Origin of the sequence: Xanthomonas codiaei, assembly GCF_002939785.1 — a bacterium.
In the GTDB taxonomy this organism is placed as follows: Bacteria; Pseudomonadota; Gammaproteobacteria; order Xanthomonadales; family Xanthomonadaceae; genus Xanthomonas; species Xanthomonas codiaei.
In genome coordinates this window covers 19,302-44,273 of the sequence record NZ_MDEC01000035.1, presented here as the reverse complement: position 1 = coordinate 44,273, position 24,972 = coordinate 19,302, and the positions used below count along the sequence as shown (strand labels likewise).

Sequence of the window (24,972 nt, the reverse complement as noted above, 5' to 3'; positions counted from 1 at the left end):
TCCTGGGTCCGCACGACTTCATCCTCGGGCCGAAGGCAGAGCGGCTCTATCCTGAGGAAGCTTCGGCAGCAGGGTAGCGATCAAGGTTTCAGTGCTGCCCAGTTGTGGACCATGACATCGAGCGTCATGGCGCTTTCAGGGTCAGCTCGGTGCTGAGCGGTTCAAGGTCGATCCGATCCATCTAATGCCGGGACTGAGCACCTAGCTTGAGGCCGGGGGCGCCTTGTCCAACACTGACGTCATCACCCCCGCGGCGCAGCAGTGGAACCCCGCAACATCAAGCTGAAATCCAGCGTCTGCTGAAGCGGCACATCCACTCTTTCGATGATGGCAAGCAGCAGATTGACCGCACGGACACCGATCTCTCGCATGGGTTGCCTGACGGTCGTCAATGGAGGAGTGAGGTAGCTGGACGACGCCAGATCGTCGAAGCCGACGATGGACAGCGCATCCGGCACGCGGATGCCCAGGTCCCGGCAGGCCGCCAGGGCGCCCAGCGCCATCTGATCGCTGAAGCAGAAGATCGCCGTCGGCGCCGGCGCACGAGCCAACAGCGCCATCGCGGCCGCATGGCCGGATTCCACGGAGAAATCGCCTGGCACGAGGGTCAGCTTGCGCACACGGCCGCGCGCCTTGCCGGCAGCCCGCACCCCTTCCAGTCGTTGCCGGTGCAGCGGGTTGTCGGATGGGCCGCCCACCACGGCGATCCGCTCGTGCCCCAATCCGTACAGGTGTTCCATCACCGCGCGCGCGGCGGCCGCGTTGTCGATATGGACGCTGGGGATGCCCAGTGCCGGGTCGAATTCGCAGCCGTTGACCACCGGCGCGGCGGCGCCCAGCTGCTTGACGATCTGACGCGCCGTGGGCGGGAGGCGATGCCCCAGCACGATCAGGCCATCGGCCTCGTTGCGCCGGAGCATCTGCGCATAGCGCTCCTCGCGATCGGCCTGGTGCTGGGTATCGCCGAGCAGCACCGCGTAGCCGGCAGCCTGCGCGGCGTCCTCCGCGCCCTGCAGGATCTGGGCGAAGAAGGGATTGGCGATATCCGGAACGGTGACCAGCAGCTTGCCGCTGCGGTGGGTCTTGAGCGTCCTGGCCACCGTATTGGGGACATAGCCCAGCGCCGCGGCAGCCTGCTCGATGCGCGCACGCGTGGCCGGCAGGACTTTGTCCGGCCGGGAAAGCGCACGCGACACGGTGCCGGCGGTGACGCCAACGTGTTTTGCGATGTCGTAGATGGTGGTTGCCATGGCTTGGTTCTTGTTTCCGCTGTGCAGTGCACAACAGGTCTTGCAGGAAGTCCATGCTAGGATAATTCAATCGATTGAATCAGGGCGAATCACGTTGAAGACGCTCAAAGGTCCAGCGCTGTTCCTCGCGCAGTTCATTGGCGACACACCTCCCTTCGATCGCTTGGACACACTGGCCGGTTGGGCCGCGGGCCTGGGTTACTGCGGCGTGCAAGTTCCCACCAGCGCGCCCCACCTGTTCGACCTGGCCCAAGCCGCGCAGAGCCAGGCCTACTGCGACGACATCGCCGGCATGCTGGCCGCGCATGGCCTGCGGATCACCGAACTGTCCACCCATCTGCAGGGGCAACTGGTGGCCGTCCACCCCGCCTACGACCACCTGTTCGATGGATTCGCACCGGCGGACAAGCGCGGCGATCCTGCCGCCCGCCAGGCCTGGGCGGTGGAGCAGTTGCTGCTGGCCGCCAAGGCCAGCCAGCGCCTGGGCCTGACCGCGCATGCCACGTTCTCCGGCGCGCTGGCCTGGCCGTATTTCTATCCCTGGCCGCAACGCCCGCCCGGGCTGGTGGATGCCGCGTTCGCCGAACTCGGCCGCCGCTGGCGCCCGATCCTGGATGCCTTCGACGCCTGTGGCGTGGACCTGTGCTTCGAGATCCATCCGGGCGAGGACCTGCACGACGGCGCGACCTTCGAGCGCTTCCTCGATGTCGTGGAGCACCACCCGCGCGCCAAGATCCTGTACGACCCCAGTCACCTGCTGCTGCAGCAGATGGACTATCTGGGCTTCATCGACCGGTACCACGCGCGCATCGGCATTTTCCACGTCAAGGACGCGGAATATCTCCCGAGTGCGCGCAGCGGCGTCTATGGCGGCTATCAGGACTGGATCGATCGTCCGGGGCGGTTCCGTTCGCTGGGCGACGGCCAGATCGACTTCAAGGCGATCTTCTCCAAGTTTGCGCAGTACGATTTTCCGGGCTGGGCGGTGCTGGAGTGGGAGTGCTGCCTGAAGCATCCGGAAGACGGCGCACGCGAGGGTGCCGCGTTCATCCGCGACCACATCATCCGTGTGACCGAACGCGCCTTCGACGACTTCGCCGACAGCGGCGCCGACCCGGCATCGCTGCGCCGCGTGCTGGGGATCTGAGCCACTACCGCCCCGGGAGGGCAAGCCATGACGCACACCATGTCGCGCCTGGGCGCGATGATGTTTCTGCAGTTCTTCATCTGGGGGGCGTGGTTCGTGACCCTGGGCACCTACCTGGTGCAGGGGCCCCTGCAGGCCAGCGCGAGCCAGGTGGCGACCGCCTTCCTCAGCCAGTCCATCGGCGCCATCCTGGCGCCATTCCTGGTGGGCCTGGTGGCGGATCGCTACTTCGCGGCGCAGCGCATCCTGGCGGTGCTGCACATCGCCGGCGCGGTGCTCCTGTGGCTTGCGTCCACGGCGACGAGCTTCGGCATGTTCTCCGCCTGCGTCATGGTGTACATGCTGCTGTTCATGCCGACGCTGGCGCTGGCCAACAGCGTGGCGATGCGGCACATGCCATCGCCTGAAAAGCAGTTCCCGCCCGTGCGGGTGGCCGGCAGCGTCGGCTGGATCGTGGCGGGCGTGCTGATCGGCTGGCTGGGCTGGGAACAGGCGCACCGGCTCGAACTGACGTTTCGGATGGCGGCGATGGCATCGCTGGCGCTGGGCCTGTATGCCTTCACCCTGCCGCACACACCGCCGCTGGCGCGGCAGCGCGATGCCGGGCTGGGGCAGGTGCTGGGACTGGACTCGCTGCGGCTGCTGAAGTCGCGCTACTATCTGGTGTTCTTCCTTGCGTCCATCGCCATCTGCATCCCGCTGGCGTTCTACTACAACTTCACCAACCCGTATCTCAACGCCCTGGGCGTGCGCGGCGCAGCCGGCCTGCAATCGCTGGGCCAGGTGTCCGAAGTGCTGCTGATGCTGGCCATGCCGTTGCTGTTCGTGAGGCTGGGGGTCAAGACGATGCTGGCGCTGGGGATGGCGGCGTGGGTGCTGCGCTACGTGATGTTCGCCTTTGGCGATGCGGGCGGCGGCTTCTCCCTGCTGGTGATCGGCATCGTGCTGCATGGCATCTGCTACGACTTCTTCTTCGTCACCGGCCAGATCTACACCGATGCGCATGCCGGTCCCGCCGCGCGCAGCAGCGCGCAGGGGTTCATCACCCTGGCCACCTACGGCGTGGGCATGCTGATCGGCACGTTCCTGTCCGGCGCGGTCGTCGAGCACTACACCACCGCGGCCGGTCCGGACTGGCAGCAGATCTGGCTGTTCCCGGCAGGCGTGGCGCTGGTGGTGCTGGTCGCCTTCCTGTTGCTGTTCCGCGAGCGGCCGGCCGTCGTCGCCGCTTCCTCCACGCATTGAGGCCCGGTTCGATGAGCAAGCTTGGAATCGCCATTGTCGGCACGGGCATGATCGGCGCCGTGCATCGTCGCGCGGCGCTGCTGGCCGGTGCGCAGATCCGCGGCGTCGCCGCCTCGTCCCCGCAACGCGCCCACGAGGTGGCACAGGCCTGGGATGCGCCGCGCGCCTATCGCGACATTGAAGAGGTAGTCGCCGATCCGCAGGTACAGGTTGTGCACGTGTGCACGCCCAACCATCTGCACCGCGCCATGGCGCAGGCGGCGCTGGAAGCCGGCAAGCACGTGATCTGCGAAAAGCCCCTGGCCACGACCTTGCAAGACGCCCAGGCACTGGCGGCACTGGCCGCCTCCACCGGGCTGGTGGCCACGGTCCCCTTCGTCTACCGCTACCACCCGGTGGTGCGCGAGGCGCGCGCACGCATCGCGCAGGGCGAACTGGGGCCGCTGCGCCTGATCCACGGCAGCTATCTGCAGGATTGGCTGCTGGATCCTGCCAGCAACAACTGGCGCGTGGACCCGGCCCTGGGCGGCGCATCGCGCGTGTTCGCCGACATCGGCTCGCACTGGTGCGACCTGGTGGAATGGGTCGGCGGCGAACGTTTCGTCGAGGTCAGTGCGGCGTTCGCGACCGTGATCGCCGAACGCGGCGCCGTCACCGGGCAGAGCTTCAGCACGCCGACGGCGGGCGGCGCAACCCAGGCGGTGTCGAGCGAGGACGTGGCCGCGGCGATGTTCAGGACCGGCGCGGGCACGCTGGCCTCGTTGACGGTGAGCCAGGTCTCGGCCGGGCGCCGCAATCGCCTCTGGTTCGAGATCGACGGCGCCAGGGCCAGCGTGGCGTTCGACCAGGAGGACGCCGAACGGCTGTGGATCGGCCTGCCCGACCAGCGCGAGGAAATCTTCGTTCGCGGGCCCGGTGCCGGCAGCGGCGAACAACGCCGGCTGTCGACGTTGCCGGCCGGACATGCGCAGGGCTATGGCGATTGCTTCGAGGCGTTCGTCGCCGACACCTATCGCGCCATCGACCGCGCGCGGCCGGAGGGCCTGCCGACCTTCGAAGACGGACTGCGCTCGGCGCTGATCGTCGATCGCGTCATCACCTCGGCCAGAACGCGCGGCTGGACACCCATCGATTGAATCCCGGAGGACTTCCCGATGCACACATCTACACGTAGGGCCGCGGCCCTCGCCCTGCTGCTGCTCGTCGCCCTGCCCGTCTTCGCTCGCGACGCCGCCGCTCCGCACAAACCCATCGCGGTGCAGATGTACACGCTGCGCAACGCCGGCTCGCTCGATCAACAGCTGAAGATCGTCCACGATGCCGGCGTGGGCGCGGTGGAAACGGTCGGCACCCAGAACGTCAGCGCGGCCGAACTCAAGCAGCTGCTGGACAGGTATGCGATCAAGGCGATCTCCTCGCACGTGCAACTGGCCGAGCTGCGCAAGGACCTGGACGGCGTGATGGCGTTCAACCGCTCGATCGGCAACACGACCCTGGTGGTGCCGTACCTGGACCAGAAGGATCGGCCAACCGATGCCGCGGGCTGGACCGCCCTGGGCCAGGAACTGGGCCGGATCGCGAAGCGCACGCGGGCCAAGGGCATGCAGCTGGCCTACCACAACCACGACTTCGAACTGGTCGACTTCGACGGCAAGACCGGGCTTGAGTTGCTGTTCGCAGCGGCCGGCCCCGATCTCAAGACCGAGTTGGACCTGGCCTGGGTTGCGCGCGCGGGCTACGACCCGGCGACGATGCTGGGCAAGTTCAAGGGCCGCATGTTCGCGGTGCATGCCAAGGACAATGCCCCGAAAGGCCAGGCCGAGGACGAGGGTGGCTTCGCCGCCCTGGGCCAGGGCGTGCTGGACTGGAACGCGATCCTGCCGGCCGCGGCGGGTGTCGGCGTGCGCTGGTACATCATCGAGCACGACCAGCCACGCGATCCGGCCAAGGTGGTCCGCATCGGTGCCGACTACCTGCGCGAACACCTGCCCGTCAGCCCGTCCGCCAGCGCGCAGCGCTAACGCGCCAAGGAGCCCCGCTTGAAGATCATCCTGACACTGGCCGTGGCGCTGCTGGGGGCGACGCTTGCGACCACGGCGTGGTCCAAGGACGACCCGGCAGCCGGCGCGGCGCTCTACGCGCAACACTGCACGGCCTGCCACGGCGCCAATCGCGCGGGCATGCCGCCCACGTTTCCTGCGCTCACCGACGTGGGCAAGCGACTGCAGCCCGCGCAGATCAAGGAGAAGATCGGCAAGGGCGGCGGGTTGATGCCGCCCTTTCCCCAGCTGTCGCAACAGCAGCTCGACGATATCGCCAGCTTCCTGGCGCAATAGGGCGTGCCATCGATGCCCGAGCAACTCGCGTTGGGTGTGTCGGATTGCCAGTCAGGCCACGCCGCGCGACACCGGCTGGCGGCCTGACAGGCCCAAACCGCAGGTCAGCGCTTGCGCGCCTGGCGCCACGCCATCGCCCCAACCGCATCCGCCACACATGCGCGCGTTTCTTGCCTGCATGCATGCGCAAGAGCGGCGCGATCTGCCCGGGGATTGATGACACGCCCCAAGATGCCGGCGGCACAGTTGCGCCGGCGCTACAGCGGGCGCACCCAGATGTTGCGGTAGCTGACCTTGGAATCGTGCTCCTGCAGCAGGATCGGCGCGCATCCATGTGGCGAATACGACGGCGCGCCGATGTATTCGGTCTTGCCCGACAGCACGGTGTCGTCCTGCACCAGCACGCCGTTGTGGAGGACGGTCATGCGCGCAGCTGCGATGAGCCCTCCCCCCTTCGAGAAGCGTGGCGCCTTCCAGATGATGTCGTAGGCCTGCCATTGCCCCGGCGCACGCGCAGCGTTCACCAGCGGAATCGCCTGCTTGTAGATCGCGCCGGCCTGGCCATTGGCATAGGTCGGGTTGTTGTCGCTGTCGAGCACCTGCAGCTCATACAGCTCCTGCAGGAAGATGCCGCTGTTGCCTCGCTGCTGGCCCTCAAACCCGCGGGTCGCGGTGGGCGTACGCCACTCCACATGCAGCTGGATGTCGCAGAAGCGTTGCCTGGTGCGGATGCCCTTGCTCCCCGGGACCACGGTCAGCGCGCCGTCGGCCACGCGCCAGGGCACCGGCCCGCCCTGCTCCGACTCCCAGGCGGAGAGATCCTTGCCGTCGAACAACACGATCGCATCGGAGGGCGCGCGGCCCGCAGGCGTGGCCACGATCGCGGGCACGGGCGTCCACGCCTCGGTCGTGGCCGGGTTGCGCGACGCATCGCCGCTGGTCTGCGCGAACGCAGGCGCCGCGGCCAACAGGCAGGCCGCGGTCAGGAAGGGTCTGGTCATCTTGGTCCCGGGGACTGGGTGCATGGGCGACTCGCTGCGGTCCATCAGTTCGTCGCCCAGGCGGGCGTGCCGGGAACATAGGCCATGTCGCCGTCGTAGCGTCCCGGCACGGCGACGTAGCGCAGCACGTCGGTCGCGGCGACTTTCGAGGTGAAAAAGCTGAAGAGAGTGAGCTGCTTGATCATCGTGAAGTAATGCGGCATCGCTGCCGCACTTTCGGCGGTGCCGATATCGGTCGTTTCGACGAGCTGTTTCCTGGCCTCTGCATCCAGGCCGCGCAGCAGCTCGGTGCGCGCCTGCGGCGTCAGCGACACGAATCGGCCGCCGGCGCGCTTGTCGATCTCGCGCAGGCCGGCGCGGAACGTCGCCTGCTGCCGGGCGGTGTAGCAGTCGGTGACGAATCGCGCCATGAACGGGCCAACGCCGGCCTCCTTGGCCCCCGGCGTTGCGGTCCGCGGCAGGATGGTGTCTGCGATCTCGTCCAGCGTGGCGACATCGGCGGCGGAGAAGAGCGTCTTCGCCCCCGCGGCAGGTGCCTGTGCATGGGCGAGCGCAGGCAGGCCGACCATGGCCGCGCCCGTGGCGGCGACGATCATCTTCAGCAGTTCGCGACGGTCCATCACAGGTTCCCCGCTTTCAGCTCGCGCACGGCATGGTCGGCAGCCCGCGCCGTCAGCGCCATGTAAGTCAGCGAGGGATTCACGCAGGCGCTGGAGGTCATGCAGGCGCCGTCGGTCACGTAGACGTTCGGCGCGTCCCAGACCTGGTTGTGCTGGTTCAGTACGGAATTCTTGCGGTCGCGGCCCATGCGCGCGGTGCCCATTTCATGGATACCCTTGCCCGGGGCGTAGTCGTCGTCGTGCATCTGCACATCCTTGACGCCGGCGGCCTCGAACATCTCGGCGGCATCGGCCGCCATGTCCTTGCGCATGGCCTTTTCGTTCGCGCGCAGCGACACATCCATCGCCAGTACCGGCAAGCCCCATTTGTCCTTGCGCTGCGGATCCAGGCGAATCGTATTGTCGTGATGCGGCAGCATTTCGCCGAATCCGGTCATGCCGATGCGCCAATCGCCCGGCTGGGTCAGCGCATCCTTCAGGTCGGCGCCGATGTTCAACTCGGCGATCTCGCGCGACCAGCCGGTGCGGCTGGCGCCGCCCTGGTAGCCGAATCCGCGCAGATAGCCGCGCTTGTCCTGCGCCACGTTGCGGAAACGTGGGATGTAGAAGCCGCACGGACGACGGCCGAAGTAATACTTGTCCTCGTAGCCCTCGACCCGGCCGGAGGCGCCCGCGCCGAAATGATGGTCCATCACGTTGTGCCCAAGCTCGCCGGACGAAGATCCCAGCCCGCCTTCCCAGACATCGGTGGCCGAGTTCATCAGCAGCCAGGTCGAGTTGAAGGAGGACGCGTTGAGGAAGACGACCTTGGCCGTGTACTCGTAGGTCTGCCCGCTCTCGGCATCAATGATCTCCACGCCGCGCGCGCGCTTGCGGTCCTTGTCGTAGAGCACTTCCTTGACGATGGAGAACGGCCGCAAGGTCAGGTTGCCGGTCTTCATCGCCGCCGGCAGCGTCGCCGCCTGGGTCGAGAAGTAGGCGCCGAACGGACAGCCCAGGATGCACTTGTTGCGATACTGGCAGTTGACGCGGCCCTGCTCGGGCATCGGCTGAGTGATGTTGGCGGTGCGCGAGTGGATCAGGTGCCTGGTTCCGCCAAAGGCCTTCTTGATCCGCGCAGCCACGTCCTTCTCGACGATGTTCAACGGGATCGGCGGCAGGAACTGGCCATCGGGCAACACGTCCAGGCCCTCGCGCGTGCCGGCGATGCCGGCGAACTTTTCCACGTAGTCGTACCAGGGTGCGATGTCGGCGTAGCGGATCGGCCAATCGGTGGCGATGCCGTCCTTGAGGTTCGCCTGGAAATCCAGGTCCGACAGACGATAGCTCTGCCGCCCCCACAGCAGCGAGCGACCGCCCACGTGATAGCCACGGAACCAGTCGAATCGCTTGATCTCGGTGTAGGGCGATTCCTTTTCGTTGGCCCACATGCCCTGCAGGTTTTCGACCAGGGCGTAGTCGCGCTTCAACACCGGATAATCGGCCTTCATCGCCTGGGTCGGCCGGTTGTAGTGCGGGAAATCCCACACTTCCTTCATCGCGTTGACGTAGTCCTTGACGTGCTCGATGTTGCGCCCGCGTTCCAGCATCAGGACCTTGAGGCCTTTCTCGGTCAGCTCCTTCGCCGCCCAGCCGCCACTGATTCCCGAACCGACGACGATCGCGTCGTAGTGATTGTCTGCCATGGATTCTGCTTCACCTGGGTAGAGAGCGTTTCAGACGTCGCACAGGCGGATCGCCTCGCGCAGCGAGCCGACGGGATCCGGCGCGGTAGGAATGAATTCCTGCGCCAGATAGCCGTCGAAACCGGTAGCGCGGATCGCGCGACAAATGGCGGGATAGTGGAGTTCCTGAGCGTCTCCAATCTCGTGCCGACCAGGCACGCCCGCGGTGTGGTAATGCTTGAAGCACGCGTGATGCTTGCCGATGGTGGCGATGATGTCGCCCTCCATGATCTGCATGTGGTAGATGTCGTACAGCAGGCCGAAATGCTCAGAGCCAATCCGCCGGCACAGCTCCACGCCCCATGCCGAGTGGTCGCAAAGATAGTCGGGGTGATCGACCTTGGAGTTCAGCAATTCCATCACCAGCACGACGCCGCGTTTCTCGGCATGTCCGAGGATGCGCTTGAGTCCCGCTTCGGCATGGGCCATTCCGTCCTGCGGATCCATGCCATTCCGATTGCCGGAAAAACAGATGAGGTTGCGATAGCCGGCATCGGCCACCAGATCGATGTGCCGCGTGTAGCGCTCGACCAGCTGGTCGTGGAACTGGCGACCGGCAAAGCCCTTGTCCAGGCCCATCTCCGCGCCGTTGCACATCGAGCTGTACACACCATTGGCCTTGAGCGTGGGCCAATCCGCCGGGCCGACCAGATCGATGGCAGCGAACCCGATGCGCTTGACCGTCTGGCACAGCTGGGCGACCGACTGCTGCGGAAACGTCCAGCGCGCTACCGAATGCTTCAGCTTGCCTTCGCGCGGCGCGACAGCGGCGAACGCCGGCAGCGCGCTCGCAGCGCCAAGGCCCAGGCTCCCGGCAACAGCAACGCGCAGCGCGTCTCGTCTCGTGAACCCCGTGGCCGGTGCCGGCCCGCTCGATCTGATAGACATCCGTTCTCCGGCCTCCCGACCAGTCTCAAATGCTGAAAATTCGCGGCCATTCAATCGATTGCACCATCGATTGCACCATAGAGTAGGCAATCGCGTTTTTGCAAGACGCAGTGCACGAAACTTATCCCGCGGGCCACCGCACCCGCTGCATAGGGTGAAGGAAGATCGGGCGACGCGGGGAGTTGGGCTACCCGGCGTGCAGCATGGTCGGTGATGGATGACGAGCCACCGGGGCAACCGTCATTTCTCTATGAGGCGATGGCGGTGATCGTCCGGATGACAAGCCGGTTCGACGACCAGCGTCAGGCCTGTTCGCCATGCCGGCTACGCGTATTCACCGCTCTGGGCCCGTAGCGACCCGGCTGGGCCGCACCCGTGAGCGACAGCATGGACTCTGCACGAAAGAACGCGCCAAATCGTTGCTCGAGCCGACCGCTCGTGATCTTTCTGAAACGCGAGCAGTGCCAGCAAATCCCACCGGATCGAGGCCTTCCGCACTGACTTGTCTCGATCGCAACAAGGTTGAAACGTGGGTTGTAATCAACGGTGTCGGCGGCCGCAACGAACAGGTCGGGATCATCACCTGATCGACATCTCATGTCGGCGCCGCGACCGACAGCCGCATTGCTCCATCCCGCCGAAGCGGCATCTGTCGTCTTCATCCCCAGCCATACTGCGACAAGAACGACGGCAGGTATGCGGATCAGCACCGTCGAGCAAAAGAAAAGCCCCTTAAAAAGGGCTTTCCTAGACTTTTATCGACACTTGCAACCAGGTGCGGGTTAGAACGGAATATCGTCATCCGCGAAATCGTCCATCGGCGGAGCCGACTGCTGCTGGGCCGGCTGCTGACGACGCGGGGCATAGTCCTGGCCACCGCCGCCGTATCCGCCGCCGCCCTGACCGCCACCACCTTGCTGCTGGCGCGGGGCCTGCGAGCGCTGCGGACGGTCGCCGCCCATGCCGCCACCGCCTTCACCACGGCCGCCGAGCATCTGCATTTCGTTGGCGACGATGTCGGTGCTGTACTTCTCCACCCCATCCTGGCCGGTGTACTTGTCGTAGCGCAGCTCGCCTTCGACGTAGACCTGCGAGCCCTTGCGCAGGTATTCGCCGGCGATTTCGCCCAACTTGCCGAAGAACACCACGCGGTGCCACTCGGTGCGCTCCTGGTTGTTGCCGTCGCGGTCCTTGCGCACGCTGGTGGTGGCCAGGCTCACGCGGGTGATCGCCATGCCGGCCTGGGTGTACTTGGTGTCGGGATCGTTGCCGAGGTTGCCGACGAGGATGACTTTGTTGATGCCGCGGGCCATAAATGCTTCCGATGGTGCGCCAGCGCCGAAGGGGCGCGGCGGTGAATGTCTTGGGGCCAATGTTACCGCACCTGCCCGACCCCGGTGCCCCCGCACGGCCCGCCGCCGGGCCGGGAAATCCCGCGCCGACAGGTGGGAATCGGCATCGGCTGGCGGCCCTGCATGTCAGGCCCCGCAACGGTTTCCACCCTGCCCCGGCGGCCGCGGCACACGCGGCGGGACGGATCCGGCCCGGGCACCTATAATCGATGCACATCACGAACGCCTGCGCATGACCATCGCCGAAGACCTCCCCACCGTCCTGGGCCTGTCCCAGATCCAGTCCCTCGCCGCGCCCGACATGGCCGCGGTGGATGCGCTGATCCGCCGTCGCTTGGCGTCGGACGTCGTGCTGATCAACCAGATCGCCGATCACATCATCTCCGCCGGCGGCAAACGCCTGCGGCCGATGCTGGTGATGCTAGCCGGCCACGCGGCTGGCGGCTCCGGCCCGGAGCACCACCAGCTGGCGGCGATCATCGAATTCATCCACACCTCGACCCTGCTGCACGACGACGTGGTGGACGAGTCGGACCTGCGCCGCGGGCGCAGCACCGCCAACGCGCTGTGGGGCAATGCGCCCAGCGTGCTGGTCGGCGATTTCCTGTACTCGCGCAGCTTCCAGCTGATGGTCGAGCTCGACCGCATGGAAGTCATGCAGATCCTGGCCGATACCACCAACCGCATCGCCGAAGGCGAAGTGCTGCAGCTGTTGCACGTGCACAACCCCGACACCGACGAAGCCGCCTACCTGCGCGTCATCGAACGCAAGACCGCGGTACTGTTCGCCGCCGGCACCCGCCTGGGCGCGCTGGCCTCGGGTGCGGATGCGCAGGTGCAGCAGCAGCTCTACGACTACGGCATGCAGCTGGGCTTCGCCTTCCAGATCGCCGACGACGTGCTCGACTACGCTGCAGAGGCCGAGGACCTGGGCAAGAACCTGGGCGACGACCTGGCCGAAGGCAAGGCCACCTTGCCGTTGATCCACGCCATGGCGCATTCGGACGAGGCCACCCGGGAGCGCCTGCGCGCCATCGTCGAACAGGGCGATGCGGCGGCGATGCCGGAAGTGCTGGCCGCCATCCACGCGACCGGCGGGCTGGACTACAGCCGCCAGCGCGCCGCCGAATACGCCGCTGCCGCCGAGCAGGCGCTGGCAACCCTTCCCGACAGCCCGGCGGTAGCCGCACTGCGCGGCCTGGCGCGTTACGCGGTGGAACGCACGCATTGATCCGGCGCGCTGTGCGCGCCGGACGGGATTTGGGATTGGAGATTGGGGATTTGTAAAAGCGGCTTGGCTGTGCTCCTACGCATCCCGGCATTCGATCGCCCGGCGATAGGGCCAGTGCAAATCCATGAGCACAAACTCACGAAGGATCCGGAGGACGGGACCACGCTTTTGCGAATCCCGAATCCCGAATCACCAATCCCGGCTACAAACCAAAGCGCTCGTCGAAAAAGTCACCCAACATGCGATAGGCACGCTTGGCGGCACGCGGGTTGTACACGCAACCGGGCGGGCTGTTCGCATCGGCTTCGGCGAAGCAGTGCACCGCGCCGCTGAAGTTGACGAATTGCCAATCCGCGCCAGCGGCATTCATTTCGGTTTCGAACGCGGCGATGTCGGCCTTGCTCACGCTCTTGTCGTCGGCGCCGTTGAGCACCAGCACCGGTGTCCTTGCCGAGCCGGCTGACGCCGGGCTGGGCGTGGCGATGCCGCCATGCAGGCTGACCACACCGGCCAGCTGCGCGCCGCCGCGCACCAGTTCCAGCACCGTGGTGCCGCCAAAGCAGAAGCCCACCGCACCGATCCGCGTCGCGTCCAGCGGCGTCTTGCCGGCTTGCGCCTTGAGCACGTCCACCGCTTTCAGCGCGCGAGCGCGCAACGTCGGCGGATCCTTCTTCAGGGCACCGGCGAACTGCCCGGCCTCGCTGTCGTTGACCGGGCGCTTGCCCTTGCCGTACACGTCCGCCACCAGCACCACGTAATCGTCGCCGGCCAGCTGCTTGGCTTTTTCCACCGCAGAATCGTTGACCCCGCGCCAGTTGGGCACCATCACTAGGCCGGGCCGCCTGGCATCGCCGGCATCGTCGTAGACCAGCACGCCGCTGTAGGTGTCCTTGCCGACCTTCCATTCCAGTGGCTTGGCCTGCATCGCGGCCATTGCCGGAAACGCCAGCGACGCCAGGACGCCGACCAGACCCACACCGCTCCACGACCATTGCTTGTGCATGCGCTTGCTCCCGGGGGATGTGCGCGCAGTGTAGGCCGAGCCGGCGTGCAGAACCGGTCGCGATGCGCACAGGGGCAGAACCAGCAGCCAGACCATCGGCTGGCAGCGTTCGCGCAGGCACAGTTGCTCTCACGCCGGAAAGGGGGTCGGGGTTGGGGTACGGACGAAGCAGTCGAAGCCTCACCTTTGAAGGCGCGTAGCGACGCGTTTGTCATTGGGGGCGTTGTCAGATGCTTGAGGCACCCTCATCCGGCGCTGCGCGCCACTTTCTCTTCCATGAAGGAGGACAATGTCCCGGTGGGAGAAGGCAAGCACGGGCATCCTCATCCAGCGCCGGTCTCTTGCAAAACCTCTTATCGCGCACCTGTCGAGGAGTTCCATCGACAGCAGCCAGACCGAACGCGTCCAACTGCGTAAGATCGACTCGCACCTCCCACCGTTGCCAGCAGCCGATTGCCGTCGCAGTGCGGCCGGCAACGCCTGACTACTGCACGCCCAAGCCCGGAATCGCGCTGATCGCCGCCGGGTCGAACCCGGCCAGCTGGGCGAAATGCCGGCCGCGTGCCACGTAGTCGCTATAGGCGCCAAAGCTGGGCGCGCCCGGCGACAGCAGCACCACGCCGCCCTGTTCGCCCAGCGCGTCGCGTGCAAGCTGCATCGCGTGCTGCAGATCGTTGGCCGCATGCAGGCCGAAACGCCCTGACGCGGCCAGCGGTGCCAGCAAGGCGTGGATGCGCGGGCCATTGGCGCCCATCGTGACGATCTCCAGCGGTGCCTGCTGCGTCATGTGCTCGGCGAAATCCTGCCAATCCAGCCCGCGGTCATGCCCCCCGACCAGCAAGGCCACGCGCTGCTGCGCGAAGCAGGCCAGCGCGGCCAGCGAGGCATGCGGTGTGGTGCTGATCGAATCGTTGACGTAGCTGATGCCGTCCACGCTGCCCAGCCACTGCAGCCGATTGGGCAAGGGGCGGAAACTCGACGCGGCCGGCGCGAGTGCCGCGGCATCCAGCCCCAGCGCTTCCACTGCGGCCAGCACCGCGCACAGATTGCGGCGGTTGTGCTCACCGGGCAGCGGCACGTGGGCGGTATCGAAGATGGCCTGCTCGCCGCGATACACCACCTCGCCGCGCATATGCCAGCCGTCGGGATGATTGAACCAGCGCACGTCGCTATCGGGCAGCTGCAGGTCGCGCAACAGCGGGTCTGCCGCGTTGAGCAGGGCAATCCGCGGGCGGCCTTCGGTGACAAGCGACAACTTGTCGCGCACGTAGCGCGCCTCATCGCCGTGCCAGTCCAGATGTTCGGGAAACAGGTTCAGCACCAGCGCCAGTTGCGGGCGCGCACCGCTGCGCGCTACCTCACCGGTCTGGTAGCTGGACAACTCGATCGCCCAGTAGGCCGGTGGCGGCTGTGGTGCCAGCACTTCCAGCAGGGGCTGGCCAATATTGCCGACCAGCGCGGTCCGCTGCCCTGCGCTGCGCAGCAGGTGCGCCAACAGCGCGGTGGTGGTGCTCTTGCCCTTGGTACCGGTGATGCAGATCGCACCGGGCACATCGCCATCGGCCTGCGCATGCTCGGCGAACCACAGCGCGGTGCCGCCGATGAACTGCGTGCCCTGCGCGGCGGCGGCCAGCGCCTCGGCACGATACGGGCTGATGCCCGGCGATTTCAGCACGATCTCGAACCGGCCCAGCGCCTGCGCGGTGGCGTCGGTCTCCACCTGTAACGCCGCATCGTCCAGCGCCGCGACCTCGCGCGCCTCCTCGGCATTGCAGAACACCGTCAGTGGCTGGGCAGGCAGCGCGGTGCGCAACGCGCGGTACGCCGCGCGCCCCTCGCGCCCCCACCCCCACAACGCAACCGCCCTGCCCTCAAGCTGCGAAATTCGCACGCACGCGCTCCCACAGCGCCGCCGGGATGCGATGCTCGCCATCGAGAGCCAGCAACGGCTCCAGCTGCAACTCCTGCGGGTCCAGTTGCGGTTGGATCTGCCGGATGAAACGCATCACCAGCGCGTCTTCCTTCCACTCCGCACGCGTTGCCAGCAGCGCCATCGCCGCGCGCGACTCACGGCCTTCACCCACGCATTCGAACGGCTTGTGGTCCTGGAATTCCAGCAGTGCGTCGTAGCCGCCGGCTTGCGCGGCATCGTCGAGCAGATTGCGCCCGAAGATCCCCACCAGCCGCGTCTTCGGCATGAACGGGGCCAGCGCCAGGAACACGAAGTGGCACTTCGGGCACACCCCGCACCAGCGGTGCACCGGGCGCTCGCCCATGATGTGGAAGTTGCGGTTGCAGCTGGAAAAATGCGCGTCGTAGTGATCGGTTTTGGCGAACTGCCGCGCCACCGCCAGCTCCGACAACGGCCGCAGCAACGAGTAGTAGCGCAGATCGGCCGCCACGTGCCGCTGCACGTACTCGCCGAAGGCGTGTTCGAACGCCCAGCCCTTGGACCACTGGTGATTGACCTCGCCGGTCCCCGGAATCTGGCTGCCGTAGCTGGCCGAGCGCTCGTTGGAGAACACCACCTGGTCCACGCCGGTCAGCAGCGCCGACAGCACCAGGATGGCCGAGTTCACCGCAGTCACCGGGATATGCCCATTCCAGGCGCCCTGGCGATTGAGTTCGAACAGCTCCGGCGCCAGCACACGGCCGATGTTGAGCATCGGCAGGCCGGTGCGCTCGGCGCAGGCGCGGATGAGCTGCGAGCCGCCGATCCAGCTCACGGTCTGGTCGACGCCGGCCTGGCGCAGTGCCTCGATGCTGACCAGCGAATCCTTGCCGCCGCCGATGGCGACCAATGCATGCTCGCGCAAGCCCAACGCCGACGCGTCGGCAGCGGCCTGCGCAGTCACCGGAAAGGTGATCTTGCCGTGCAGGTTCAAGCCATTGCGGTAGGCGAATTCGCCCAGGCCGTGCAGATACACGCTTTCCACCAGGGCGGCGGTGTCCGCATCGATGCCGTAGCTGTCGATGGCGATGGTCGGCGGCACCGCGGCCTTGTAGTAACTCACGCCGGCGATCAGGTGCAGCAGGCGCAGGGCCTGTTGCACGGCCGCGGCGTGCGCGCCCTCCAGCACGAACGGTGCGCCCGGTATGGCGACGGTTTCCACCAGTTCCGGGCCCTGGTCTAAGGCATACACCAGCGTCGCCACGCCGGTCTGCGCGTCGAGCGCGCAGCGCACGAAATGGAAAGTGGAGATCTGGTGTTTGTCGAAAGCGCTCATGGACTACCTGCAGGAACGTGCAAACGACGCAGATAACGTCGGCACAGGACATATTCAATCATGGAAAACGGCACCGCGGCCCACAGCAGCGGCAGGCAGCCGACCGCGAACAACAACAGCATGAGCTGCGAGCCGATCACCTTGGCATCGCCGCTCACCGCCAGCGCCACCAACAGGTACACCAGCAGCGCAGGCAGATAGCCGAGGCCGCTCAACAGCACCGTGCGCACCGCCATGCCGCCGGCCTGCCGTGCCAGGGCGCGCGCCTGGCGGCGCTGCTGCCAGCGGCCTGACCACCACGCGCCGGTACCGGCGGCAAGCACTGCGGGCAGCACCCACTTCAGGCTGTCGGTCCAGGGCATGCGCAGGCCGGCCATGTCGATGGCCGTGGACATCATCATCGACGCAGCGCCGGCCAGCGTGCTGAGCGCCACGAACTCAGCCAGCGGCCGCATCGATGACCTCTTCGCGCGGCAACTCGCGCTGGTTGTAGGTGCTGGCCATCGAATAGCCGTATGCGCCGGCATCGGCGACCAGCATCACATCGCCCGGTGCGGTGGTGGCCGGCAGCCGGCGACGCTTGCCGAACACGTCCGAGGATTCGCAGATCGGCCCGACGATATCGAAGCTGCCATCGGCCGGCGCATCGAGCCGGCTGAGATTTTCGATGTCGTGCCAGGCGTCGTACAGCGCCGGGCGGATCAGGGTATTCATGCCCGCATCCAGCCCGACGCGCTGCACGCCGTCTTTTTCGATCACCTGGGTGACCTGCGTCAGCAGCACGCCGGCCTCGGCCACCAGATAGCGGCCCGGTTCGATCGCCAGGCGGTAGCCGGGGTGCACGGCCTTGACCTCGGCCAGGCCCTTGGCCCACACCTCCAGATTGAACGGCTCGTCTTCGGCGCTATAGGGAATCGGCAGGCCGCCGCCGATATCGATGGTCTCCACCGTGCCGATGCGGCGCGCGAAGCCGGCCAGTTCGTCGTACATCATCCGCCAGTGCTCGCCGGTCTCCACGCCGCTGCCCAGGTGCGCATGCACGCCGGTGATGGTGACATCGAGCAGGCGCGCGGCCTCCACGAACTCGTCCACGCGCGTGGACGACAAGCCGAACTTGGACGCCTTGCCGCCGGTGTTGACCTTCTCGTGGTGGCCATCGCCATGGCCCAGGTCGATACGCAGCCATACGTTGCGGCCGCGGAAGACCTCCGGCCAGTTGCGCAGCGCTTCGACGTTGTCCACGGTGACGGTCACTCCCAGCGCGAACGCCGCTTCGTACTCGGCCCTGGGCGCAAAGCTCGGCGTGAACAGCACGCGGCGCGGCGACAACTCCGGCAGCGTCTGGAAGACGCGACGCAGTTCGCCGTGCGAGACGCATTCCAGCCCGAAGCCGGCCTGCTCCAGCGCCATCAGGATTGCCGGATGCGCATTGGCCTTGATCGCGTAATAGCGCTGGTCCACCGCCGCGATCTGGCCCAGCGCGTGCGCACGCGCGCGCACCGTCGGCAGGTGATAGACGTAGCGCGGGGTGCCGGCCTTGGCCAGCGACAGCAGATGGCTGCGCTCGGCATGCCACCACGGGGTCGGGCGCGCACGCACCGAGCCGATGATCTGCCGCCAGCGCGGGCCGAACACCTCGCCTTCGCTGACCGGCATCGCACCGCTGTCGATCAGCGCCGCATGCAGGATCGGCAGCAGGCCATCGGCATCGGCTTCATCGATGACGAAGGTCAGGTTCAAGTCGTTGGACGACTGCGAAATCATGTGCACGCGTTCCTGCCCGAACGTGGCCCACACGTCGGAGAGCTTATGCAGCAGCGAGCGCATGCCGCGCCCGACCAGGGTGATGGCCGCGCAGGGAACGATGATCTTGACCTTGCAGATCTGCGACAGATCCGCCGACAGCGCCGCCAGCACGTCGGTATTGACCAGGTTTTCCGAGGGATCCAGCGATACGGTGACATTGGTTTCGGCCGAGCCGATCAGGTCCACCGACAGCCCGTGCTTCTTGAACAGCGCAAACACATCGGCCAGGAAGCCCACCTGCTGCCACATGCCGATGCCTTCCATCGACACCAGCACGATGCCGTTGCGCCGGCTGATCGCCTTGACCCCGGGCACCGGCTCGGCGCTGCCGTCGATGCTGGTGCCGGGCAGATCGGGGCGTTCGGTATCCAGGATCGCCATCGGCACGCCGGAATCGCGGCACGGCTTGATCGAGCGCGGATGCAACACCTTGGCGCCAGTGGTGGCGATTTCCTGCGCTTCGTAATAGTCCAGCCGGGTCAGCAGGCGCGCGTCCGGCACGTCCTTCGGATTGGCGCTGAACATGCCGGGCACGTCGGTCCAGATTTCCACGCGGCTGGCGCCGAGCAGTGCGCCGAAGTACGCCGCCGAGGTGTCCGAACCGCCACGGCCCAGGATCGCGGTGCCGCCGTCGGCGTGCCGCGCGATGAAGCCTTGCGTGATCAGCAGGCGCGTGGGCTGCGCATCGAAACGCGCGCGCCAGTCCGCATCCGCTTGCCACTGGCAGGACACCGACAGGCGCTTGGACCATTCGCTCTGATTGGGCTGCGGCGGCAACGCCGACAGCCACTGCCGCGCGTCCAGCCAGCCCATGTCCAGGCCATTGGCATGCAGATACGCCGCACCGATGGTGGAGGACAGCAACTCGCCCTGCCCCAGCACCTCGGCCTGCCAATCGAGCGTGCGCGTTGCGGCACGCGCATCGGCAAGCAAGGCGTGCAGCGCGGCCAGCCGCTCGCCCAGCACCGCGTCTGCATCGAGCTCGAGCTCGGCAACGAACTCGCGATGACGCTGTTCCAGCGCGGCCACGCGCTGCGCGCTGTCGGCGGCACCATCGGCAATGGCAGTGAGCTCGTTGGTCACGCCCGACAATGCAGACACCACCACCAGCACGCGGCCGCCGGTGTCGTTCGCCCGTTTGCCCGCCAGTTTTCCAATCGTGTCCCAGCGATGACGACGCGACACCGAAGTGCCGCCGAACTTGAGGACGATCCAACGATCGGTAGAGTGGGAAGCTGACATGGAATAGGCGTTTAGATTGGGGGAAAAGCCGGTATGCCGGGCGGAACCCCCGATTCTACTGCCAATATCCCTTGCATGACCTCGTCAGTGGTCGCAGTCCCCGGTGTGATAGCGCCGCACCGCAACGGTTTGCGCTGCAACCATCCGCATGAACGCCTGACCCGAGACCGCACACAGATGAGCAAGCACCGCTACCTGCAACTGGACGTCTTCGCCAGCCGCACCGGCTCCGGCAATCCGCTGGGCGTGGTGTTCGACGCGGGTGCGCTGTCGAGCGAACAGATGCAGCAGATCGCCGCATGGCTGAATCTGTCGGAGACGATCTTTTTCCTGCCGGTCAGCGTGCCGGACGCCGATTACCACATCCGCATCTTCACCCCGCGCGCGGAGCTGCCGTTTGCCGGCCACCCCAGCGTGGGTGCGGCGTGGGCAGCGACGACCCACGGGTTAACCAGCTTCAAGGCCGACGGCCGCCTGCGCCAGCAATGCGCGGCCGGCGTGCTGCCGGTGGAGGTGTTCGACCGGCACGGCGCATTGCAGGTCCGGCTGCGCGCCCCGCGCGCGCGCCTGGTGGCAACCTGGGATCACCACGCGGCGGCCGTGCAGGCCGCCTGCGCCGGGTTGCGCACGGCCCCGCATCGGGCGGCGCTGTGGAACAACGGCCCCAACTGGTGGCTGCTGGAACTGGCCGATGCCGACGCGGTGCGTCGGGCACTGCCCGATCTTGCCGCCATCACGCGTCTGACCCAGGCCAGTGCGGCCACCGGGTTGGCCATCTACGCGCCCGTCGATGGCGGCGACGAAGACCTGGTCGTGCGCGCGTTCTGCCCCGGCGATGGCATCCCGGAAGACCCGGTCACCGGCAGCGCCAATGCCTGCATCGCCGCACGCCTGCACGGCGAGGGACGCCTGCCGGGCGAGGGTTCGCGCTATGTCGCCAGCCAGGGCCGTGAGGTCGGCCGCGATGGACGCATCCAGGTCGAGCTGGACGCGCAGGGCGAGGTTTGGATCGGCGGAACGACGCTGCAGGTGATCGACGGCCGCATCGATTGGTAAGCTGCCGCGCCCTGCCCGCGGACCGCCCCTCATGACCACCCGCCGTTTCCTGCAACTGGATGTGTTCTCCGCCCGCCCCGGCAGCGGCAACCCGCTGGCAGTGGTGCTGGATGCGCAGGGGCTGGACGATGCGGCGATGCAGGCGATCGCGCGCTGGACCAAGCTGCCGGAGACCACCTTCGTGTTCCCTGCGGCCGATGCGCACAGCAGTTACCGGTTGCGCATGTTCTCGCCGCAAAAAGAAGTCCCGTTCGCCGGCCACCCCAGCGTGGGCACGGCGCATGCAGTGCTCGACGCCGGGCTGGCCGCGCCGGACGACGGTCTGCTGGTGCAGGACGGCATCGCCGGGCAGTTGCCGCTGCGGGTGGAGCAGATCGATGGCCACCGCAGCATCGCCATCCGTACGCCGCGTGCCCGCATCGCCGAACAGGTCGCCGCCGACGACCCACGTCTGCACGCCGTGCTGCATGGCTGGCCGCTAGGCAGCCTGCCACCCGCGCTGATGGACGGCGGCCGCACCTGGTGGGTAGTGGAACTGGCCAGCGAAGCTGCCTTGCGCAGCCTGCAACCGGATTGGGACGCAATCGCCGCATTGGCGGAATCCACCGGCAGCATGGGCGTGTTCGCCTATGCGCGCGCCGCGACCGCAGGCAGTTACGACCTGGCCGTGCGCGCCTTTGTCGGCAACGGACGGCGCTTCGAGGACGCCGCCTCCGGCGCGGCCAATGCCGTGCTGGCCGCATGGCTGGACAGCCGCCATGCGCTGCCCGGCAGCGGCCGCCGCTATGTGGTCAGCCAGGGCCGCGAAATCGGCTTCGATGCCTTGCTGGAGCTGCGCATCGACGCAGGCGGCGATGTGTGGTCCGGCGGCCAGGTGCAGACGGTGATTCGCGGGACCTTGGACTGGAGTTGAGCGCTGTGGGCTGCAGGGCTGCGGCGTCACTGTCTGCGCCAAATCCGAGACGGCTGGTTCAAAAGCAAACCTGATCAAAATTCTTCTGCGCTGGAGCTCAGCCCGATCGCCATCCCACGCGCGGCGCGCCTGCGTCTGGCCATCGAATCCAGAAATTTTTGCAGTCCTTCGCATGCGACGTGCCATCGGGCACGATCGCACAGCGCTCGCTTACTGCATGGCTTCCAACACAAAAAAACGCTGCGGCCTCCCGCAGCGTTTTTTTCCAAATAGCCTAGATGCGTCAATCAGTCGGGGCGCACATCCACGCGCACGCGGATCCGGTCGCCCGGGTTGTAGTCGCTGCGCGTGTGATACATGCGTCCGCCGTATTCGTAGGTCACGTCATAGCCGTCCACGCGTTCGCGCGTAGTGCGGTACGACACCGGCTCGCAGACGCTGACATTGCCCTGGTAGGTGCGGTGATTGGCTTCGTAGATCGAGCGACCGGCCGCGACGCCGGCCATGGTGCCGACCGCGGTACCGACCAGACGTCCATTGCCGCCACCCACCTGGCTACCCAGCACCGCGCCGGCGATACCGCCGATCACGCTGGCGACACCGCGATTGGACGCATTCGGCGCACCATAGCCACCGTCGCGGTAGTAGCCGTCGTTACTGGTGTAGTAGCCATCGGAGGGACGGTTGTAGCAGCGCTCGTTGGTGCGCTCGCTATAGGAGTCCGACACGATGATCGGATCCACGCGTACCACGCGCGCGTATTCGTAGCGACCGTCCTCGTAGCCGCCGCGATAGGTGTCGCGGTAGCCGCTGTCGTAGCGCTGCGCCGTTGCGTTGCCCGCCACGGCCAGACCCATTACCAGAGCACCAAGCACAAGAGTTTTCATTGCGGCAGCTTCACAGGGAGGACACGCTGCCGATGCTCGGCTCGTGGCAGTGAAACCGCCCTGAACCGGACGGGCCGTCAAAAGTCCTATTCAGGTTGTCGCCAGCTGCATGGCGCCGGCGCGTGCGCCAACGCCATGCATCCGCAAGGCGTCAGTTGGAGAACTCGGTATCCAGACTGATCGGCACTGCGCTCAATGCCTTGGACACCGGGCAATTCTTCTTGGCGGTATCGGCCAGCTCGCGAAACTTGGCTTCGTCGATACCGGGCACCACGGCCTTGAGCTTGAGGCGGATCTGCGACAACTGCGGGCCACCTTCCATCGACAGGTCGACGTCGGCGCGCGTATCCAGCGAGGCCGGCGGGAAGCCCGCTTCGCTCAGCTGCGCCGACAGCGCCATGGTGAAGCAGCCGGCGTGCGCAGCGGCAATGAGCTCTTCCGGGTTGGTGCCCTTCTCGTCGCCGAAGCGGCTGCTGAAGGCGTAGCGGGTGTTGTCCATCAGGCCGCTCTGCGGCGTGCTGAGCTGACCCTTGCCGGTCTTGAGGTCGCCTTCCCAGTGTGCGGTGGCGTGACGCGAAATACCCATTGCGGTCTCCTGCGATGAAAGGGACCTCACGATAGGCGAGTGGGTGTTACGTGGTGGTGCTGGGATTCGGGATTCGGGAATCGGGAATCGCAAGAGCAGGCTATGGGTCGGGTTTATTGGCAGGGCGCTGGGCCATCGGCAACGCCATGAAGACCTGTGATCCGGAAATGCCGTTATTGCGTTATTGCTTCGCCACTCAACCGGCGACGCACTAGAGACTGCTGCAAATCTGGCGCAGCACACGTGCATGGCGAGCTTCATGATTTATGCGGTCGATGCGATGCAACGGCGTGGCTGCACCTGGCTGACAGTGCAGGCCGGCGATGCGGCGCTTCGTTTGCCAATGCAGGCATTTCAGCTGCACTGATAGAAGGTGACACGGCGCACTTGGCTCGATGACGCACGCTCAGGCGCGCAAGCATCCTGTATCGATTCGCGCGACCTGTCTGGATCGCTTCACGTCCGCGCCCGCCTGGTGGCGGACGCGGGCGTTCTGCTGGCGGCATCAGCCCAGCAGGGTTTCCAGCACCGCCATGCGCACCGCCACGCCGTTGGCGACCTGGCGCAGCACGCACGATTGCGCGCCATCGGCGACCTCGTCGGTGATTTCCACGCCGCGATTGATCGGGCCCGGATGCAGTACCGCCGCATCGCGTCCGGCACGCGCCAGACGCTCGCGGGTGAGGCCGTATTCGGTGTGGTACTGCTCCAGCGAGGGCACCAGCCCCTCTTCCATGCGCTCGCGCTGCAGGCGCAGCATCATCAACGCATCGGCACCTTCCAGCATGGCGTCGAAGTCCTGGCCGACCACGCAGCCGTCCAGCATGTCGTCATCGGGCAGCAGGCTTGCCGGGCCACAGACACGGATCTCGCCAGCGCCCAGGGTGCGCAGCGCATGCAGGTCCGAGCGCGCCACGCGCGAGTGCTTCACGTCGCCCACGATGACGACCTTGAGCCTGGAGAAATCGGTGCCCTTGGCCTGGCGCAGGGTGAGCATGTCGAGCAGGCCCTGGGTGGGATGTGCGCTACGGCCGTCGCCGGCGTTGATCAACGCGGTGCCCTCGCCGGCCGCGGCGGCCAGCGCTTCCACCGCGCCGTCGTCGGGATGGCGCACCACGAACCCGCGCACACCCATGGCCTCGAGATTCTTCAGGGTGTCGCGCGCGGTCTCGCCCTTGCGGGTGGATGAGGTGGACGCATCGAAATTCAGGACATCCGCGCCCAGACGCTGCGCGGCGAGATGGAACGAACTGCGCGTGCGCGTGGACGGCTCGAAGAACAGCGTGCACACCGCGGTGCCAGCCAGCACGCTGCGCTTGCCGACGCGGCCCACTGCGGCATCGCGGATCTGGCCGGCGCGATCGAGCAATTGCAGCAACGTGGCGCGCGGCAATCCTTCCAGGGTGAGCAGGTGACGCAAACGTCCATCCGAATCGAGTTGCATGGCGGTCATCGCAG

At 66.7% G+C, this 24,972-nt stretch carries 22 protein-coding genes; 8 read left to right on the top strand and 14 right to left on the bottom strand.

Translation table 11 applies throughout. From position 1 onward, the window contains the following. Nucleotides 1-242: 242 nt before the first annotated feature. Complete coding sequence (locus XcodCFBP4690_RS19330; RefSeq protein WP_104543561.1) at nt 243-1,250, bottom strand: LacI family DNA-binding transcriptional regulator; 1,008 nt, start codon at nt 1,248-1,250, stop codon at nt 243-245. A 94-nt stretch (nt 1,251-1,344) separates the two neighbouring features. Here XcodCFBP4690_RS19330 and XcodCFBP4690_RS19325 point away from each other — a divergent pair, with 94 nt between their 5' ends. The 5 genes from XcodCFBP4690_RS19325 to XcodCFBP4690_RS19305 are packed head-to-tail and all read left to right on the top strand — an operon-like array spanning nt 1,345 to nt 5,978. Beyond that, nucleotides 1,345-2,397 (top strand): sugar phosphate isomerase/epimerase family protein, encoded by a 1,053-nt coding sequence (locus tag XcodCFBP4690_RS19325; RefSeq protein ID WP_104543559.1) that lies wholly within the window; start codon nt 1,345-1,347, stop codon nt 2,395-2,397. Nucleotides 2,398-2,424: 27 nt separating this feature from the next. Continuing rightward, the gene (locus tag XcodCFBP4690_RS19320) at nt 2,425-3,642 is read left to right on the top strand and encodes a nucleoside permease (RefSeq protein ID WP_104543557.1); all 1,218 of its coding nucleotides are present in this window, start codon (nt 2,425-2,427) and stop codon (nt 3,640-3,642) included. 11 nt (nt 3,643-3,653) lie between these two features. Continuing rightward, a complete protein-coding gene (locus XcodCFBP4690_RS19315) occupies nt 3,654-4,778 on the top strand; it encodes a Gfo/Idh/MocA family protein (RefSeq protein ID WP_104543555.1) in 1,125 nt (374 codons plus the stop codon). Nucleotides 4,779-4,796: 18 nt separating this feature from the next. After that, nucleotides 4,797-5,663: a sugar phosphate isomerase/epimerase family protein gene (locus XcodCFBP4690_RS19310; protein WP_104543553.1), complete on the top strand. Its 867-nt coding sequence runs from the start codon at nt 4,797-4,799 to the stop codon at nt 5,661-5,663. An 18-nt stretch (nt 5,664-5,681) separates the two neighbouring features. Further along, nucleotides 5,682-5,978, top strand: a complete 297-nt coding sequence (locus XcodCFBP4690_RS19305) for a c-type cytochrome (protein ID WP_208622771.1) — start codon at nt 5,682-5,684, stop codon at nt 5,976-5,978. Nucleotides 5,979-6,235: 257 nt separating this feature from the next. Here XcodCFBP4690_RS19305 and XcodCFBP4690_RS19300 read toward each other — a convergent pair whose 3' ends face one another. The 5 genes from XcodCFBP4690_RS19300 to XcodCFBP4690_RS19280 form a co-directional block, all read right to left on the bottom strand. After that, a complete protein-coding gene (locus tag XcodCFBP4690_RS19300) occupies nt 6,236-6,979 on the bottom strand; it encodes a 3-keto-disaccharide hydrolase (RefSeq protein ID WP_104543551.1) in 744 nt (247 codons plus the stop codon). Between the two features lie 44 nt (nt 6,980-7,023). Beyond that, nucleotides 7,024-7,599 (bottom strand): gluconate 2-dehydrogenase subunit 3 family protein, encoded by a 576-nt coding sequence (locus XcodCFBP4690_RS19295; RefSeq protein ID WP_104543549.1) that lies wholly within the window; start codon nt 7,597-7,599, stop codon nt 7,024-7,026. Next, a complete protein-coding gene (locus XcodCFBP4690_RS19290) occupies nt 7,599-9,284 on the bottom strand; it encodes a GMC oxidoreductase (protein ID WP_104543545.1) in 1,686 nt (561 codons plus the stop codon). Before XcodCFBP4690_RS19290 ends, XcodCFBP4690_RS19295 begins: the two co-directional genes overlap by 1 nt. Nucleotides 9,285-9,314: 30 nt before the next feature. After that, a complete protein-coding gene (locus tag XcodCFBP4690_RS19285) occupies nt 9,315-10,211 on the bottom strand; it encodes a hydroxypyruvate isomerase family protein (RefSeq protein WP_104543543.1) in 897 nt (298 codons plus the stop codon). A gap of 782 nt (nt 10,212-10,993) precedes the next feature. Then, complete coding sequence (locus XcodCFBP4690_RS19280) at nt 10,994-11,524, bottom strand: single-stranded DNA-binding protein (protein ID WP_104543541.1); 531 nt, start codon at nt 11,522-11,524, stop codon at nt 10,994-10,996. A gap of 271 nt (nt 11,525-11,795) precedes the next feature. Between XcodCFBP4690_RS19280 and XcodCFBP4690_RS19275 the strand changes: the two genes are divergently transcribed. Next, on the top strand, nt 11,796-12,794 hold the full coding sequence (locus tag XcodCFBP4690_RS19275; RefSeq protein ID WP_104543539.1) for a polyprenyl synthetase family protein: 999 nt from the start codon (nt 11,796-11,798) through the stop codon (nt 12,792-12,794). Between the two features lie 202 nt (nt 12,795-12,996). Here XcodCFBP4690_RS19275 and XcodCFBP4690_RS19270 read toward each other — a convergent pair whose 3' ends face one another. From XcodCFBP4690_RS19270 to XcodCFBP4690_RS19250, 5 genes are all read right to left on the bottom strand, one after another. Then, nucleotides 12,997-13,797 (bottom strand): dienelactone hydrolase family protein, encoded by an 801-nt coding sequence (locus XcodCFBP4690_RS19270; RefSeq protein ID WP_146091972.1) that lies wholly within the window; start codon nt 13,795-13,797, stop codon nt 12,997-12,999. A gap of 484 nt (nt 13,798-14,281) precedes the next feature. After that, entirely contained in the window at nt 14,282-15,688 is a 1,407-nt protein-coding gene (murD, locus tag XcodCFBP4690_RS19265; protein ID WP_104543537.1) for a UDP-N-acetylmuramoyl-L-alanine--D-glutamate ligase, read from the bottom strand. After that, a complete protein-coding gene (gene murL / locus XcodCFBP4690_RS19260) occupies nt 15,669-17,024 on the bottom strand; it encodes a UDP-N-acetyl-alpha-D-muramoyl-L-alanyl-L-glutamate epimerase (RefSeq protein WP_104543535.1) in 1,356 nt (451 codons plus the stop codon). The genes murD and murL overlap by 20 nt, the downstream gene beginning before the upstream one ends. After that, on the bottom strand, nt 17,021-17,479 hold the full coding sequence (locus tag XcodCFBP4690_RS19255) for a hypothetical protein (RefSeq protein ID WP_104543533.1): 459 nt from the start codon (nt 17,477-17,479) through the stop codon (nt 17,021-17,023). Before XcodCFBP4690_RS19255 ends, murL begins: the two co-directional genes overlap by 4 nt. Continuing rightward, on the bottom strand, nt 17,463-20,072 hold the full coding sequence (locus tag XcodCFBP4690_RS19250; protein WP_104543531.1) for a bifunctional aspartate kinase/diaminopimelate decarboxylase: 2,610 nt from the start codon (nt 20,070-20,072) through the stop codon (nt 17,463-17,465). Before XcodCFBP4690_RS19250 ends, XcodCFBP4690_RS19255 begins: the two co-directional genes overlap by 17 nt. A gap of 177 nt (nt 20,073-20,249) precedes the next feature. Here XcodCFBP4690_RS19250 and XcodCFBP4690_RS19245 point away from each other — a divergent pair, with 177 nt between their 5' ends. Further along, nucleotides 20,250-21,128 carry a PhzF family phenazine biosynthesis protein gene (locus XcodCFBP4690_RS19245; protein ID WP_104543529.1) on the top strand — a complete coding sequence of 293 codons (879 nt, stop codon included), beginning with the start codon at nt 20,250-20,252 and terminating at the stop codon, nt 21,126-21,128. Between the two features lie 31 nt (nt 21,129-21,159). Next, nucleotides 21,160-22,041, top strand: a complete 882-nt coding sequence (locus XcodCFBP4690_RS19240; RefSeq protein ID WP_104543527.1) for a PhzF family phenazine biosynthesis protein — start codon at nt 21,160-21,162, stop codon at nt 22,039-22,041. 287 nt (nt 22,042-22,328) lie between these two features. On the opposite strand, the gene XcodCFBP4690_RS19235 is transcribed toward XcodCFBP4690_RS19240, so the two are convergent. From XcodCFBP4690_RS19235 to XcodCFBP4690_RS19225, 3 genes are all read right to left on the bottom strand, one after another. Then, nucleotides 22,329-22,928, bottom strand: coding sequence for a glycine zipper 2TM domain-containing protein (locus XcodCFBP4690_RS19235; RefSeq protein WP_167394712.1), 600 nt, complete (start codon nt 22,926-22,928; stop codon nt 22,329-22,331). Between the two features lie 151 nt (nt 22,929-23,079). Continuing rightward, nucleotides 23,080-23,514, bottom strand: coding sequence for an OsmC family protein (locus XcodCFBP4690_RS19230; protein ID WP_064507262.1), 435 nt, complete (start codon nt 23,512-23,514; stop codon nt 23,080-23,082). Between the two features lie 505 nt (nt 23,515-24,019). Continuing rightward, entirely contained in the window at nt 24,020-24,967 is a 948-nt protein-coding gene (locus tag XcodCFBP4690_RS19225) for an aspartate carbamoyltransferase catalytic subunit (protein WP_104543523.1), read from the bottom strand. Nucleotides 24,968-24,972: the final 5 nt, after the last annotated feature.

Excerpts from the sequence above, each read along its gene's own strand:
- XcodCFBP4690_RS19330 (WP_104543561.1), bottom strand. The coding sequence starts at position 1,250 with ATGGCAACCACCATCTACGACATCGCAAAACACGTTGGCGTCACCGCC.
- XcodCFBP4690_RS19320 (WP_104543557.1), top strand. The coding sequence starts at position 2,425 with ATGACGCACACCATGTCGCGCCTGGGCGCGATGATGTTTCTGCAGTTC.
- XcodCFBP4690_RS19315 (WP_104543555.1), top strand. The coding sequence starts at position 3,654 with ATGAGCAAGCTTGGAATCGCCATTGTCGGCACGGGCATGATCGGCGCC.
- XcodCFBP4690_RS19310 (WP_104543553.1), top strand. The coding sequence starts at position 4,797 with ATGCACACATCTACACGTAGGGCCGCGGCCCTCGCCCTGCTGCTGCTC.
- XcodCFBP4690_RS19300 (WP_104543551.1), bottom strand. The coding sequence starts at position 6,979 with ATGACCAGACCCTTCCTGACCGCGGCCTGCCTGTTGGCCGCGGCGCCT.
- XcodCFBP4690_RS19295 (WP_104543549.1), bottom strand. The coding sequence starts at position 7,599 with ATGGACCGTCGCGAACTGCTGAAGATGATCGTCGCCGCCACGGGCGCG.
- XcodCFBP4690_RS19290 (WP_104543545.1), bottom strand. The coding sequence starts at position 9,284 with ATGGCAGACAATCACTACGACGCGATCGTCGTCGGTTCGGGAATCAGT.
- XcodCFBP4690_RS19285 (WP_104543543.1), bottom strand. The coding sequence starts at position 10,211 with ATGTCTATCAGATCGAGCGGGCCGGCACCGGCCACGGGGTTCACGAGA.
- XcodCFBP4690_RS19280 (WP_104543541.1), bottom strand. The coding sequence starts at position 11,524 with ATGGCCCGCGGCATCAACAAAGTCATCCTCGTCGGCAACCTCGGCAAC.
- XcodCFBP4690_RS19275 (WP_104543539.1), top strand. The coding sequence starts at position 11,796 with ATGACCATCGCCGAAGACCTCCCCACCGTCCTGGGCCTGTCCCAGATC.
- XcodCFBP4690_RS19270 (WP_146091972.1), bottom strand. The coding sequence starts at position 13,797 with ATGCACAAGCAATGGTCGTGGAGCGGTGTGGGTCTGGTCGGCGTCCTG.
- murL (WP_104543535.1), bottom strand. The coding sequence starts at position 17,024 with ATGAGCGCTTTCGACAAACACCAGATCTCCACTTTCCATTTCGTGCGC.
- XcodCFBP4690_RS19255 (WP_104543533.1), bottom strand. The coding sequence starts at position 17,479 with ATGCGGCCGCTGGCTGAGTTCGTGGCGCTCAGCACGCTGGCCGGCGCT.
- XcodCFBP4690_RS19250 (WP_104543531.1), bottom strand. The coding sequence starts at position 20,072 with ATGTCAGCTTCCCACTCTACCGATCGTTGGATCGTCCTCAAGTTCGGC.
- XcodCFBP4690_RS19245 (WP_104543529.1), top strand. The coding sequence starts at position 20,250 with ATGAGCAAGCACCGCTACCTGCAACTGGACGTCTTCGCCAGCCGCACC.
- XcodCFBP4690_RS19240 (WP_104543527.1), top strand. The coding sequence starts at position 21,160 with ATGACCACCCGCCGTTTCCTGCAACTGGATGTGTTCTCCGCCCGCCCC.
- XcodCFBP4690_RS19235 (WP_167394712.1), bottom strand. The coding sequence starts at position 22,928 with ATGAAAACTCTTGTGCTTGGTGCTCTGGTAATGGGTCTGGCCGTGGCG.
- XcodCFBP4690_RS19230 (WP_064507262.1), bottom strand. The coding sequence starts at position 23,514 with ATGGGTATTTCGCGTCACGCCACCGCACACTGGGAAGGCGACCTCAAG.
- XcodCFBP4690_RS19225 (WP_104543523.1), bottom strand. The coding sequence starts at position 24,967 with ATGACCGCCATGCAACTCGATTCGGATGGACGTTTGCGTCACCTGCTC.